This is a genomic window from Wolbachia endosymbiont of Cylisticus convexus, assembly GCF_003344345.1.
Genome location: NZ_QPIP01000150.1, coordinates 1 through 13,484, shown reverse-complemented (window position 1 = coordinate 13,484; position 13,484 = coordinate 1). Strand labels below are relative to the sequence as shown.

Here is a 13,484-nt window from a genome sequence, read left to right as displayed (position 1 = left end):
AGATACCGTCTTGCGAGTCAACAAAAAATTGCATCATAAAATCAAATGTTGATTTTAAAGTACTAAACCTTCAGTCAGCTTCCTAGTCCTATAGTTGTTGATATGATCTGGATCAAAAGCCTTTCTTGAACTTAAAACACCAAAAACTATATGGAGTAACTTACGCATTGCAGCTCCTACAATGGCCATATTATGCTTGCCTTTCTCTTTTAACCTTTCGCAAAAAGTCATAATAATAGGATTGTGATTCTTAGCTACTATAGCAGGAAAGTAAATTGCCTTACATAATGTTCGTGAACCGGTTTTGCTTAATCTGGGCTTGGCATGTACAGATGAGCCTGATGTTATATTTCGTGGTATAGTTCCAGCGTATGCTGCCAATTGCCTGGCATTTATAAAAGCTTTTATGTCAGGAATTTCAGCTAAAATAGCTATTGCTGATTCCTCTCCTATGCCTGGAATAGTCAATAAGAGTTGAAAATCTTCCAACAATTCTTTATGTTGTTTTAATAGTTCACGTATGGAGTTTCTTATTATTTTTATTTCTTGTTCTATGTTCATTGCAAGGTTTTCCCAAGCGTTTGCGACTTCTTTAGGCAGTCTCTCTTTCTTTTCTAAATGATTATTTACTAATACTAATTCATCTTTTAATGCAGCTAAACAACGATAAAGATGCTTTAATTTTTTCTTTTCAGAAGAAGGTGGTGTCCAACGGGAAGGTTCCTGTCTTTGGCAATAATCTGCAATAATCTCTGCATCAGTCTGGTCATTCTTTTGTCGTACAAGCTTACTCCTTGCATAGCATTTTATGCAATAAGGATTTACAACACTAACAAAATGTCCAGCATTGTGTAGAAATTCAGCAAGAGCTTCACCATAACAACCTGTAGATTCCATACAGGCTTTTACTTCTTCTACATTATGTTTTTGCAAAAAGCCCAGTAAACCTTGAAATCCTGAATCCTCGTTTTTAAAACTCCTTTTCCTAGTTTCACGTTTCCCTTTTTTACTGATGAATGAAAGAAAAACATCAAAGCGTTCTTTTGAAATATCTATACCCAGAAAGTTGTTGATCATATATAACCCCATACGTTACCATTTAAAACGAAAAGTAAGGCTAACCTTGTGAATACAGAATTAGAACCATTTAGGTCTTTCTACGATACCGTTCAGCCTCTACTTTTGAGGAGGGAACTCTTAACTCTCATACAGATTTTATATCTAGGAATGAACACAAAATTTTTCCCTTCTCCACCTAATGCTCAAGCTTAAAACATTAGATGCTTTTTTCAAGATACAAGGAATGGAACATGGGTTTACCCCATTACACAATGCTGTTCATAAAGATCATAAAGAGATAGTAGAGTTTTTAATCCAAGCAGGAGCAAATGTTGATGTGCAACATTTATATGGAACTCCTTTACATTATGCTGTTTCTTATTGTCGCAAAGAGACAGTAGAGGTTTTACTCGAAAAAGGAGCAAATGTTAATGCAGTAAATACACATGGAATGACTCCTTTAGATTATGCTAAGGGTCAAAACGTAGAAGTTCTATTAAAGGCAGGAGGACGTTCTTTTGTGAAAGCATTTAATAGAGGGGTTGCTGCCGCTGTAGAAACTGCATTATTAGGTGCTGCTATAGCAGCGGTGCTTTTTGCAACTGGGACAATTGCGATACCTATAGCAGTGGTTGCAGTTATAGCTATAGCACTAGCAGTTGGTGGTGCTACATATATGATGTTAAAGCCTGATACTCAAGTTGATAAACCAATCTTAACAAATGGACAGCAAGAAGCTGCTAGTGCTAGTAGGGTTGCCTAGCGTGTATTCGACCTACCAGTGTCAAACACTGATCATAGGGAATGACATTTTACAGGGGCACTGGAATAACGTAGGAGAGAGCGCTGACAACTTTCGTTTAGGCAAGACTATACCTTGAAAAAATTAAGTTTTAGTGCTATTAAATAGCTGTAAATTTTGTCTCTGTGATAGCTTTATGAATGTTGAAAGTAAAAAAATACATGATGCTAAAATAAAATTACCAATATTTCTTGATTATCAATCTACTACTAAAGTAGATCATCGTGTTTTGGAGATGATGATACCTTATTTTGGTGAGTTTAGTAATGCACACTCTCGTAGCCATTCATTTGGTTGGACAGCTGAGGACGCAGTAGAAAGAGCAAGAAAGCACATTGCTGACTTGGTGAACGCAGATAGCAAAGAAATCGTCTTTACCTCAGGTGCAACTGAGTCAAATAACATGGCTATCAAGGGTGTTGCTCACTTTTATAAAAATAAAGGAGATCATATAATAACTGTCTGCACAGAGCATAAGTGCGTTTTAGATTCTTGTCGACATCTGGAAAATGAAGGCTTTAAAGTTACATATTTGTCCGTTAAGCAAAACGGAATTATAGATTTGTTGAAACTTGAGGAGGCAATCACCGATAAAACAATTCTGATTTCAGTGATGATGGCGAATAATGAAATCGGAGTAATGCAACCTGTCAAAGAAATTGGCGCAATATGTAGAAAGTATAATATATTTTTTCATACAGACGCTGCTCAAAGCTTTGGAAAAGTTCCAATAGACGTAAATGAAATGAACATTGATCTTATGAGCCTTTCTAGCCATAAAATTTATGGACCTATGGGAATAGGTGCATTATATGTTCGTAGAAAAAATCCTCGAGTTAGATTGACACCACTAATTAGTGGTGGTGGACAGGAGAGAGGCATGCGCTCTGGAACAGTTCCCACTCCCCTTGCAGTTGGTTTTGGTGAAGCGGCACGTATCGCTAAAGAAGAAATGGAAACAGAAGCAAGTAAATTAGAAGAACTGAGAGATATTTTGTACAACAAAATAAAAGAAGCATTTCCTGATGTTGTTTTAAATGGTGACTATGAAAATAGGATTCCTGGTAACCTCAACTTAAGTTTTCCTTATGTTGAGGGTGAGTCTCTTATCATGGCAATCAAGGATTTAGCAGTGAGCTCCGGTTCTGCATGCACATCTGCATCTCTTGAGCCTTCTTATGTCATAAGATCACTAAACAATGGCCACGATCTTGAGCATTCATCAATTAGATTTGGCCTTGGCCGATTCACAACTAAAGATGAAGTTCTATACGCAGCAGATCTTGTTACTAAAAATGTTGGACGGCTAAGAGAGATGAGCCCACTTTTGGAAATGGTACAAGAGGGAATAGATTTAAACACCGTAAAATGGGACTCTCATTGAGGAATAAGACGTTAACTATTAGCAAAATGATGGTTGTCTAAGCTCTTTCTATGGATGAAATCGGAAGCTTAGCTTTAAGTCCTTTGTAGATGATACGGAACTAAGTAGCAACCCTATACATATCAAGCTCGCAGCAGTTGTGCTTCCGCCATAGGATAGAAATGGCAGTGGGTCACCTATTATAGGTAATAGGCCTATTGTCATTCCAATGTTTATAAAGAAATGAGCACCAAAAAAGGCAAAAATCCCGATAGATATTAACTTAGAAAAATAATTTTTTGACCTGTAAGCGATAGAGAATATTATAGCGAGCAATGTGGTATAGAGTAAAATCAAAGTCATGCTGCCTAAAAAACCCCATTCTTCGCTCAGCACTGCAAAAGCAAAATCTGTACGCTTTTCCGGCAAAAATCCAAGTTGAGTTTGACTTCCGTTAACAAAGCCCTTACCAAACAAACCTCCTGAACCAATAGTTATTTGAGATTGCTGTGCATTATAACCTATTCCAAGTGGATCCACTGATGAATCCAAAAACGATAATATCCTTTGCTTATGATAAGGGCGCAAAAAAGGCCAAATAGCTGGTATTGCGAAAATGCCAAGTGTTCCAAAAATTATTAAATGAGATCTTTCCATTATTGCTGTGAATATAATTGATGCTCCTATAAAAAACATTATCACAGCTGTGCCTAAATTAGGTTGCTTCAATACCAGAAATACAGGTAAGAAAATAATTATAAGCGGCTTAAATAAGCTTTGAAATTTCATCATTTTATACACACTTTGTTTATTGAAATAACAAGCAAGTGCAAGTATTAAGCCTACTTTTGCAAATTCTGATGGTTGCAAGCTAATTGAACCAATTCTTATCCACCTCGTAGCACCCATTATGTGCAAACCAAAAAAATTTACTATTAATAACAAAATTACTGTTGCTATATAAAAAAAATAAGCGCGCTTCAAATAAAAATCTAGTTCTATAAATGACATAGCTATAGCAAGCAAAAAGAAGAAAGAGAATATGACCAATTGATGAATTGCAAATGGAGCCCACTTTCCTCCAGCAGAAGAATATTGAACAACAATGCCAACGCAAAACAGAGCTATTACGTTAATGACTAGTAATAAGTGAATCTTCTTTAGCTTATCCACAGCGAAAACTTTACAGACTTTGAGGTACAATAAAACATAAGAAAATCAAAAAGCAAATTTATCAATCACTAATCGAATTAGATTGCTATATATCCCAGTTATTACCGTTAAAGTTGCCATAAACAATGGGCAAAAGAGCATAAGGAATGGCACCTCGTTAAGTGTCACTCCAACGTTTGATTCTGTACTGTTTTCAAAATACATTTTCTCAACCATTTTCCACATGTATACTAGTGCAAAAAAAGAGCCAACAGCAAAAACCATCAGAGAGACCCATGCATGAGATTCGACAATTGCTTTCATCATATACCACTTACTTACAAAGCCATTTGTCAAAGGTACACCGATTAATGCCAAACTAAGTAGAGTAAATGCAAGCGTTGTATAAGGCATTGACTTTTTTAGTCCTGATAAATTTTCTATTTTTGTCATACCAAACTTATAAGAAATACACCCTGCAATCATGAATAAAGACGTTTTTATCATACTGTGGTTAACTATATGAAAAACTGCTGCAAATAAACCTGCTTTTGAATTTAAACCCAGCATTAAAATTATATAGCCAATCTGACTGATACTGGAATGAGCAAGTAGTCTTTTTATATCTTTTTCGATTATTGCAAATATTGACCCAAATACAATAGCACAAAGCGCAAGAATGATCATCACATTGCTTAGTGGTAAGAAAAAATTTTGCTGGAAAACAGTATAAAAGATTCTGATAAAAACATATATCATCACTTTGGTTACTGTACCTGAAAAGAATATGCTAATGAAGCTTGGTGCTTCACTATACGCATTAACTAGCCATCTACTGAGTGGAAACAGCGCCATCTTGATTGAGAGACTAACAAAAATGAACAATGTACCAAGCTTTATGATGTTATTATCGTATAATGGCACTATCCTTTCAGCCATGTCAGACATGTTGAGCGTTCCTGTCATAGAGTACAAAAGCCCGATGCCAAACAAGTAAAATGTTGCCCCCACAGTACCGCTAATTAGATATTCAAATGCTGCAGCTAAAGCTTTCTTATCTCTTCCCATTGAAACTAGAACATAAGAAGAAAGAGATGAAATTTCTAAAAAGACATAAAGGTTGAATATGTCATTTGTGACTAAAATCCCAAGTAATCCACTTAAGCACAGTAAAAATAGAGAATAAAAACCAGTGATTTTGTTTTTGCTAATCTCTTTTTCATTAATATGAAAGCTATAAAGCACACTAATCAGCGCTATAAAATTCACCAAAGTTAGAATCAAGGAGTTCAACATGTCGATTTTTAACTCTATTCCGTACGGAGGAGCCCAATCTCCAAGGTAATAAGTTATAATTTCACCATTGTATGTTTTTATGAGCAGCATCAATGAGATCAAAAAAGTAGCTGTTGTTGCGGTAAAAGAAATAAACCAAGATATCTTGTGCCTCTTGGCAAGAAAGCAAAACATTGACGCAATTATTGGTATAATCACTTGTAGAATTGGTAATTGCATTAAACTGTTGTTAATACATCGTTAAAGTATTAGTATATATAATACTTTTTGTTTTAATACCTTTATGTTATCTAAAATTTATAATGCAGTAACAAACCTATTACGAAGAAAAGGTAAACTTATAGGGAGAGACGAAAACGGAAATTCTTACTATGAATCAAGTAAAGGAAAAAGATGGGTGACATACGGAAATATTTCTGAGCCAACAACAGTTTCTCCAGAATGGCATATATGGCTGCATTATACCGATAATGCAGTACCAGTTAACAATAAAAAGAGAAAAATTCCTAATTTAACGGGTACAAAAGATGCATATTACCCAAACCAAAAGGTGAAAAACTACTATGAAAGCTGGAATCCTAATAACTGAAGATGCAAAGGTCAAATATACTTGAAATAACTGCTGGGTCATTTGTATTAATTTTCACTATTTTTCTTATCTTCTTTGCCATTGACAAGCTATCTTACATAAAGAAAAATTATAAGGATTGCTATAAAATACATGGCCTTTTTACTGATGCTAACGGTGTAGGAGTCGGCGATAGCGTTAAAATTTCCGGCGTAGGTGTTGGAAGCATAACTGGTGTATCACTTGACAAAGCTACCTACATAGCGCGAATCGATATGTGCATAAGCAGAGATATAAAATTGCCAGTTGATAGCTCAGCTCTAATCACTAGCAGTGGAGTTGTTGGCAGTAAGTTTGTTAATATATCACCTGGCGCAGATCCCAAATTAATTTCACACGGTGGTAGGATAGTGCACACTCAAGCTGAAGCAAATATGGGCGGAATAATGGATAAAATTATTGGTATGTTTACGAAGTGAAAATGGCAGAATTCCAAGTTTATCCGTTCAGTTGAAGCCTACTGTAGTTCTAAAGCATTCAAAGCGTCTGCCTGATTTCTTGCTTTTTTACCCCTTACTAACCTATAATTGGGGTTTATAGTATAGCTTAACGGTTGCAGTGCATGTCTATCAATGGTAAAATGAAGATTAATTTATTTTGATATTATGATTGGTTTACTGTTTGCCGTACTGTTGTTCTTTTGTGGTGGTGATGCACTTGCAAAACAGGAGCCACGCCCAATAGCCGGTGATAATCACATAAAGGTAATGAATTATAATCCACAAGCTGTACATAAGTATACGGGTTTTTATGGTTATCAATCCAGTATATTGTTTGAACCAGGGGAAGTAATACAAAATCTTTCAATGGGTGATGCAACTGGTTGGCAACTCGTTCCTCAAGGTAATAGATTATTTATTAAGCCTATAGACGATATTGCCGATACTAATGCAACTATAATTACCAATAAAAGAGTTTATTACTTTGAGTTTCATGCTGAGGAAGCAACTGGATTAGATGATCCAAAATTAGCATATGAAGTAAGGTTTCTTTATCCACTATTCAACAGTGATGAAATTTATTCAACGAGTAACGGTAATATTCTAGAGCAAGCTAGTCATACCATTATTCCTGATATAAATGATATTGAAGTTATAAAGAAGGGCTTAAATTTTAACTATTCAATCTCGCATGTTAAAGGCAGTCAGTCAACAATACCAATCAAGGTTTTTGATGACGGAAAATTTACATATCTACAATTTAATAAAATAAACTCTGATCTCCCGGCAGTTTTTATGGTTGATTCTGCAGGGTATGAGTCTTTGATCAATTTCCGTACAGTTGATGACTATCTGATAATCGAAAGAGTAAGTTCAGTATTTACCTTAAGGAATGGATCAAGTACAGTTTGCCTATTTAATGAAAGCATGCCTTTCAAAAAAGGTAAATGATTAAAATGCCCGAGATATGGGTGTAAAATTTTTTCTATGGTGTTTCGTAATTCCATAAAGACTAATAGCATTAAGGTGCTCTTTTGTTCCATATCCTTTATTTTTATACCAGTTATATTTGGGATATTTATTGTGTAACTCTTCCATAAGCCGATCTCTTGTAACTTTTGCAATGATTGAAGCAGCGGCAATTGATATACTCAAACTATCACCATTCACTATAGATTTTACTTGCCATTTCACTTCAGGTGGTTGATTACCATCAACTAGCACATAATCTAATTCTAGATCCAAATTCACCAGTGCACGTTTCATTGAAAGCTTTGTTGCTTGCAAGATATTGTATGAGTTTATTTCTTCTACGCTTGCCATTCCTATACCAAATTTTGCAACAGATGTTATTTTTTCATATAGGACTTGCCTACACTTAGGAGTCAATTTTTTCGAGTCGTTGATTCCATCAATAATTGTATTTCTATCAATAAACACTACAGCTGCAGATACCACTGGACCAGCAAGCGGACCTCTTCCAACTTCATCTACTCCTGCTATAATGCCTGATAATGTATTTTCTAATGTAAAATCTGGATATTTCATAATTCCTATAATAAGAAAGCTAAAGCAAAAATCGAACAAACAATAGAAATTATCCAAAATTTTATAATTATTGTATTTTCTGACCACCCTTTCTTTTCAAAGTGATGATGTATTGGTGTCATAAGGAAAACTCTTTTTCCTTCTCCATATTTAAACTTTGTATATTTAAAATATGATATCTGAATAATCACAGAGAGAGTCTCTATTACAAAGATTATTCCAATAATAGCAAAAAGCATTTCTTTTTTAATTAGGACACTAGTTAACCCTAAAGCTGCACCGATTGATAGGCTTCCAACATCACCCATAAATATTTTTGCTGGATGTGTGTTAAACCACAAGAAACTTAAAATGGCTCCTATAAATGCGATGCAGAATAAAGTAATATTTACATCTGCTTGAGTTATGTATGCAATTAGCCCCAAAAAAGCAAAGGAAGTGATGGCTTGAGTTGCAGCAAGGCCATCTAGGCCATCTGTGAGATTTACGGCATTAGAAGAGCCGACAATTACAAATGCAGCAAACGGAACATATAGATAGCCAAAGTCGATTATTACTTCTTTAAATAGGGAAGTTTTTGTAAAATCTTCAGCAGATTGTAGTTTAAGTATAGACATAACAACCAGAACGACGACAAACTGAATGAGTATTTTGGTTTTTGCACTTAAACCTCTGTGGTGATTCGTCTTCAATTTTAAATAGTCATCAATAAATCCAAGTAGAGCAAAAAATAGAGTTATAAATATCAGTAATAAAACTTCTGGTGTTAATTGATTCCAAAGCAGGATTGGTAATAAAGCAGAAGTGAGTATTATTATTCCACCCATAGGTGGTATATTCTTTTTTGTTATTAAATGGCTTTCTGGTCCACATGATCTGATTGGTTGCCCATCTTTACTTATCTTTTTTAGAAGTTTTATAAAACAAGGAAAAAGAATGAGCCCAAAAATAAATGAGGTAAAAAACGTCTTTGTAGCTAAGATCACCTGCCTATCCAAATTGACTAGATATTATACCAAAAGCTTTACCTAATCTCAATTTATACCTTTTTAGCAGCTCATTTTAATTTAGGGTAAATTAGTTATTGATTAATTATGACAAAGTCTGCATACTGATATTTAGTTAATGGTAAGAGGTGGTGTATATTAGATTTAGCTTATTTAAAAAGCTTTTGGGAACTATTTTAGTACCCTATAGTGAGAATAGAGTAAAAAGTCCTCATATGCATACAGTAAAAGAACCTTCTTTTGGTGATGCAGTTTCAAAGTTGAGTAAGGAAAAAAAGCAAGAAGAGTATCTTGTTCTTCTAAAGGGTAAAAGCAATAGCTCTGTTACAACTTTAACAGAAGGATCGTCTAGTACTCAGAGTGCGTCTAAATCAGCATCAGGCAAGAACGAGCGTGGATATATCAAATGAAGAATGGGATGAATTCTTTAAGTTACAGAATGATCCTTCCACTAATACTACAAACAAAGAACCTTTTTCTCCGAAGAAAGGAGAATCTCACTATCATGGTAAAGAGATTGTAGGCAAAATTGCTGACCAAATTAAGGCAGAGATATCTGAAGGTATGAAAAATCATACCATATGATCCATAATGATAAAAGAAGGCAAAAGGGAAGATAATATTGTTTACCCTACCGTGAGAGTTGTGCTACAGGCCAATAAAGAAGGAGTAGATATAGCTAAACTTCTAAGCGGTAGTATATGTGAAAAGTATGATGTAAGAACAATTACATTTTGTCATCCTAATCAAGAAAAAAAGAGAGGGGCATGTTGCTATATTAATGATGATGAGGAAAGAGTTTATGAAATAATTAGTGGGTTATATGAAATGACTTTAAAGTGGTATGTTGATGGGAAAGAATGCAAAATTAAAGTTAACATTGACGGTAAGAACGGGTAACTCTCCTTGAAGGCAACGGTGTTACTGCGGAGCAGTTGCGTGCAAATAAAGAAGTCAAAATAGGTAAGAAACGTGAGCCAAAATCTTTATATGAAGCGTTAGCATCGCAGCTGCAACAAAGAAGCTCTGAATCAGTCAAAGTTTTACAACAGGTATGGAAGATGGACAACAACACCAACTTCTACTTCTCAGAGATGTATTTTTGACTAAATAAATAAGAAAAAGCAAAAATAGTATAAGTTGCTTGCAAATGTAAGCAACTTATACTTCTATGATGAACAACATGATACTACCGAGAAATTTCTACGACCGGCCAACTTTAACCGTAGCTGGGGAGCTGCTAGGAAAAACGCTAAAATTCTTTAATTTTAGCGGAATAATAACTGAAGTTGAAGCGTATATAGGAATGAATGATCCAGCTTGTCACGCAGCAAGAGGCTATACTAATCGAACCTCAGTAATGTTTGGTACTCCGGGGTTTTCGTACGTATATTTTATATATGGAATGTATTATTGTCTAAATATTGTAACAGAAGCAGAAGGATTCCCAGCAGCAGTGTTAATACGAGGATTAAAGATCATTGAACCGCTTGAAGCAAACTTAGGCGGGCCAGGCATACTGTGCAAAAGATTAAACATTACAAAAGAACATAATAAACAAGACCTTACTATAAGCCACGAATTTTGTGTTCATGAATCTCACCTCAAACCAGATTATGTGTGCACTCCAAGAATCGGAATTAGTAAAGGCAAGGAGAAATTTTGGCGATTTAAAAGTTGCGCTTTAGCAGAAATGCCTAAAATCACACTCGACAATAAACATTAGATTTCTAATACCAACTCCTGTTACATAACCAACAAATAGATAGTATATATGAGGGGGTTATAGTAAAAATAGTTGAATATGGAAGTATAAAGTGGCATTAAGGTCAAAACTACTAGACAAAAAAGTTGTAAATCTGGTGAAAGAAATGTTAAAAAAGGTCAGAAACAACGCATATGTTTCAAAAAAGTTAAAGAGGTGATAGCAGGAAAAGAAAGTAGTATAAGCAAAGAAAAACAGCTCTTTTCCAAGATACTTGCCAATAACTTCATTGAGATTTTTTTTTGAATTCCTCTTGTTTTCTTTTATCTTGTACATTGTGTTGGTGTAATATATGAAAATTTCATATATTACGGTGCACTGTAGACTTACTGACATTCAGACCAAATTTTTTCTGAATCTTTATTCTCATTTCTTTAATAGTAATATTAGGATTTTCTTCTATCCATACTTCAACTTGCTCAAGTTGGCTATGATTCAATCTAGTTTTTTTACAGCATTGAGCAGGAGCAAATAGTTTTTCTTCTCTTCCAAATTTTAAGTCATGAAGTTACTGCGTTTCTTGAAATGCAGCATATCTTTGCTACAGCGGGAGAGTAGACCGGGGGAATGTTCAAAAAAGTGTGTCAAGCCGCATTTTTAGTTCAACTCAATTTTCAATCTATCAGGAAAGAAAAGATCAAGTTGAGAGATAGTTAATGCCCAATCAGATATAGGCATCATCCACTTTTCCTCTGCTTTCTTTATAGCACAATATACCTGTTTGTACAAGGCATTTATGCTGGTAAATGAGCCTTTGGTTTTGGTGAATTTTCTAATTTGCCTATGTAGTCCCTCTATGGGATTAGTGGTGTAGATCACCCTTTTAATTGGCCCAGAATACTTAAAATAACCAGATAAGTTTTCCCAGTTATTTTGCCAAGATTTTATAACCATAGGGTACTTTGTGCCCCACTTTTCATCCAATTCCAACAGATAATTCTCAGCAATTTCCTTGCTTGATATATCTTCTTTAAATCGCTCAAAAAACTCTTTGCGTCTTTACTAGCCACATACTTCAGTGAATTGCGTATTTGATGTACTATGCACATCTGTACTTCTGCATTAGGAAAGACACTATTTATAGCTGTAGGAAAGCTTTTCAGACCATCAACACAAGCTATCAGAATATCCTCTACTCCTCTTGTATCTTGTAAAAAGCATCTAATGTTTTAAGCTTAAGCATTAGGTGGAGGAGGGAAGAACTCTGTTTCTCCTCTTAGATATAAAATCTGTAAGAAAGATAAGAGTTCCCTCCTCAAAAGTATAGGCTGGACGGTATCGTAGAAAGACCTAAATGGCTCTAATTCTGTATCCACAAGGTTAGCCTTACTTTTCGTTTTAAATGGTAACGTATGGGGTTATATATGATCAACAACTTTCTTGGAATTGATGTATCAAAAGATCGCTTTGATGTTTTTCTTTCATTCATAAGTAAAAAAGAAAAGCGTGAAACTAGGAAAAGGAGCTTTAAGAACGATGATCTTGGGTTTCAAGGTCTGCTGAGTTTTCTACAAAAGCATAATGTGGAAGAAGTAAAGTCATGCATGTGGTTGTTATAGCGAAGCTTTGGCTGAATTTCTGCACAATGCTGGACATTTTGTTAGTGTTGTAAATCCTTATTGTATTAAATCTTATACAAGGAGTAAGCTCGTAAGACAAAAGAATGATCAGACTGATGCAGAAATTATTGCTGATTATTGCCAAAGACAGGAACCAACTCGTTGGACACCACCTTCTTCTGAAATGAAAAAATTAAAACATCTTTATCGTTGCTCAGTTGCGTTAAAAGAATTAGTAAATAACCACCTAGAAAAAAAAGAGAGACTGCCTAAAGAAGTTGCAAATGCTTGTTGCAACGAATATAGTTAAAAAAATAGAAATAATAAAAAACTCCATACGCAAACTATTAAAGCAGCACAAAGAATTGTTGGAAAATTTTCAGCTTCTATTGACTATTCCAGGAATAGGAGAGGAATCAGCAATGGCTATTTTAGCTGAAATCCCTGACATAAAAGCTTTTAGAGATGCCAGGCAATTGGCAGCATATACAGGAGTTATACCGAAAAATATAACATCAGGTTCATCTGTACATTCTAAACCAAGATTAAGTAAATCAGGTTCACAAACATTACGTAAGGCCCTTTTCTTTCCTGCCATAGTAGCCAAGAATCACAATCCTATCATTGTGAGTTTTTGCCAAAGACTAAAGAAGAAGGGTAAGCATAATATGGCAATTGTGGGAGCTGCAATGCGTAAGCTACTCCATATCATTTTCGGTATCCTGACATCCAAAAGTGCTTTTGATCCAAATCATATCAAGAATTACAGAACTAGGATGTTGACTGTAGTTTAAAATCAAAAAATGCTTCCAATCCATTCAACATATTCACTAACTGTAATCTGTGTACTGTTACACAATCAGAA

The 13,484-nt window shown here is 34.9% G+C and carries 14 protein-coding genes and 4 pseudogenes; 11 read left to right on the top strand and 7 right to left on the bottom strand.

Annotated features, from left to right (window positions below; genetic code table 11):
* Positions 1-54: 54 nt before the first annotated feature.
* Positions 55-1,077, bottom strand: a complete 1,023-nt coding sequence (locus Wcon_RS09440) for an IS110 family RNA-guided transposase (RefSeq protein WP_114517756.1) — start codon at positions 1,075-1,077, stop codon at positions 55-57.
* A 226-nt stretch (positions 1,078-1,303) separates the two neighbouring features.
* Between Wcon_RS09440 and Wcon_RS09435 the strand changes: the two genes are divergently transcribed.
* Positions 1,304-1,822: an ankyrin repeat domain-containing protein gene (locus tag Wcon_RS09435; RefSeq protein WP_179947516.1), complete on the top strand. Its 519-nt coding sequence runs from the start codon at positions 1,304-1,306 to the stop codon at positions 1,820-1,822.
* Positions 1,823-1,997: 175 nt separating this feature from the next.
* Positions 1,998-3,245, top strand: a complete 1,248-nt coding sequence (locus Wcon_RS09430; protein ID WP_114517934.1) for an IscS subfamily cysteine desulfurase — start codon at positions 1,998-2,000, stop codon at positions 3,243-3,245.
* Positions 3,246-3,293: 48 nt separating this feature from the next.
* Here Wcon_RS09430 and rodA read toward each other — a convergent pair whose 3' ends face one another.
* Entirely contained in the window at positions 3,294-4,397 is a 1,104-nt protein-coding gene (gene rodA / locus Wcon_RS09425; protein WP_114517933.1) for a rod shape-determining protein RodA, read from the bottom strand.
* A gap of 45 nt (positions 4,398-4,442) precedes the next feature.
* Positions 4,443-5,891, bottom strand: coding sequence for a proton-conducting transporter transmembrane domain-containing protein (locus Wcon_RS09420; RefSeq protein WP_114517932.1), 1,449 nt, complete (start codon positions 5,889-5,891; stop codon positions 4,443-4,445).
* A gap of 64 nt (positions 5,892-5,955) precedes the next feature.
* On the opposite strand from Wcon_RS09420, the gene Wcon_RS09415 reads away from it, so the two are divergent.
* The 3 genes from Wcon_RS09415 to virB9 all read left to right on the top strand — a co-directional run bounded on the left by Wcon_RS09415 (position 5,956) and on the right by virB9 (position 7,691).
* A complete protein-coding gene (locus Wcon_RS09415) occupies positions 5,956-6,261 on the top strand; it encodes an NADH-ubiquinone oxidoreductase subunit NDUFA12 family protein (RefSeq protein ID WP_114517931.1) in 306 nt (101 codons plus the stop codon).
* A 2-nt stretch (positions 6,262-6,263) separates the two neighbouring features.
* Positions 6,264-6,719, top strand: coding sequence for an outer membrane lipid asymmetry maintenance protein MlaD (mlaD, locus tag Wcon_RS09410; protein ID WP_114517930.1), 456 nt, complete (start codon positions 6,264-6,266; stop codon positions 6,717-6,719).
* Between the two features lie 186 nt (positions 6,720-6,905).
* Entirely contained in the window at positions 6,906-7,691 is a 786-nt protein-coding gene (virB9, locus tag Wcon_RS09405; RefSeq protein ID WP_114517929.1) for a P-type conjugative transfer protein VirB9, read from the top strand.
* On the opposite strand, the gene Wcon_RS09400 is transcribed toward virB9, so the two are convergent.
* The gene (locus tag Wcon_RS09400; protein ID WP_114517928.1) at positions 7,692-8,288 is read right to left on the bottom strand and encodes a ribonuclease HII; all 597 of its coding nucleotides are present in this window, start codon (positions 8,286-8,288) and stop codon (positions 7,692-7,694) included.
* Positions 8,289-8,293: 5 nt separating this feature from the next.
* A complete protein-coding gene (gene mraY / locus Wcon_RS09395) occupies positions 8,294-9,274 on the bottom strand; it encodes a phospho-N-acetylmuramoyl-pentapeptide-transferase (protein ID WP_114517937.1) in 981 nt (326 codons plus the stop codon).
* Between the two features lie 152 nt (positions 9,275-9,426).
* On the opposite strand from mraY, the gene Wcon_RS12275 reads away from it, so the two are divergent.
* The 5 genes and pseudogenes from Wcon_RS12275 to Wcon_RS09380 all read left to right on the top strand — a co-directional run.
* Positions 9,427-9,705 (top strand): hypothetical protein, encoded by a 279-nt coding sequence (locus Wcon_RS12275; protein WP_237350143.1) that lies wholly within the window; start codon positions 9,427-9,429, stop codon positions 9,703-9,705.
* Positions 9,689-9,880: a hypothetical protein gene (locus Wcon_RS12270; protein ID WP_237350142.1), complete on the top strand. Its 192-nt coding sequence runs from the start codon at positions 9,689-9,691 to the stop codon at positions 9,878-9,880. Before Wcon_RS12275 ends, Wcon_RS12270 begins: the two co-directional genes overlap by 17 nt.
* Before the next feature lie 6 nt (positions 9,881-9,886).
* Positions 9,887-10,195: a hypothetical protein gene (locus Wcon_RS12265; protein WP_237350141.1), complete on the top strand. Its 309-nt coding sequence runs from the start codon at positions 9,887-9,889 to the stop codon at positions 10,193-10,195.
* A 274-nt stretch (positions 10,196-10,469) separates the two neighbouring features.
* The gene (locus tag Wcon_RS09385; protein ID WP_114517936.1) at positions 10,470-11,021 is read left to right on the top strand and encodes a DNA-3-methyladenine glycosylase; all 552 of its coding nucleotides are present in this window, start codon (positions 10,470-10,472) and stop codon (positions 11,019-11,021) included.
* A gap of 91 nt (positions 11,022-11,112) precedes the next feature.
* Positions 11,113-11,246 (top strand): annotated as a pseudogene (locus Wcon_RS09380) (IS630-like element ISWpi10 family transposase); the annotation flags it as partial.
* A gap of 3 nt (positions 11,247-11,249) precedes the next feature.
* On the opposite strand, the pseudogene Wcon_RS13135 reads toward Wcon_RS09380, so the two are convergent.
* Positions 11,250-11,608: pseudogene (locus tag Wcon_RS13135) on the bottom strand (helix-turn-helix domain-containing protein); the annotation flags it as partial.
* A gap of 49 nt (positions 11,609-11,657) precedes the next feature.
* Positions 11,658-12,202: pseudogene (locus Wcon_RS09375) on the bottom strand (IS256 family transposase); the annotation flags it as partial.
* Between the two features lie 222 nt (positions 12,203-12,424).
* Between Wcon_RS09375 and Wcon_RS09370 the strand changes: the two are divergent.
* Positions 12,425-13,413: pseudogene (locus Wcon_RS09370) on the top strand (IS110 family RNA-guided transposase).
* The last annotated feature ends 71 nt before the right edge of the window (positions 13,414-13,484 follow it).

Excerpts from the sequence above, each read along its gene's own strand:
- Wcon_RS09440 (WP_114517756.1), bottom strand. The coding sequence starts at position 1,077 with ATGATCAACAACTTTCTGGGTATAGATATTTCAAAAGAACGCTTTGAT.
- Wcon_RS09435 (WP_179947516.1), top strand. The coding sequence starts at position 1,304 with ATGGAACATGGGTTTACCCCATTACACAATGCTGTTCATAAAGATCAT.
- Wcon_RS09430 (WP_114517934.1), top strand. The coding sequence starts at position 1,998 with ATGAATGTTGAAAGTAAAAAAATACATGATGCTAAAATAAAATTACCA.
- Wcon_RS09420 (WP_114517932.1), bottom strand. The coding sequence starts at position 5,891 with ATGCAATTACCAATTCTACAAGTGATTATACCAATAATTGCGTCAATG.
- Wcon_RS09415 (WP_114517931.1), top strand. The coding sequence starts at position 5,956 with ATGTTATCTAAAATTTATAATGCAGTAACAAACCTATTACGAAGAAAA.
- mlaD (WP_114517930.1), top strand. The coding sequence starts at position 6,264 with ATGCAAAGGTCAAATATACTTGAAATAACTGCTGGGTCATTTGTATTA.
- virB9 (WP_114517929.1), top strand. The coding sequence starts at position 6,906 with ATGATTGGTTTACTGTTTGCCGTACTGTTGTTCTTTTGTGGTGGTGAT.
- Wcon_RS09400 (WP_114517928.1), bottom strand. The coding sequence starts at position 8,288 with ATGAAATATCCAGATTTTACATTAGAAAATACATTATCAGGCATTATA.
- Wcon_RS12265 (WP_237350141.1), top strand. The coding sequence starts at position 9,887 with ATGATAAAAGAAGGCAAAAGGGAAGATAATATTGTTTACCCTACCGTG.
- Wcon_RS09385 (WP_114517936.1), top strand. The coding sequence starts at position 10,470 with ATGAACAACATGATACTACCGAGAAATTTCTACGACCGGCCAACTTTA.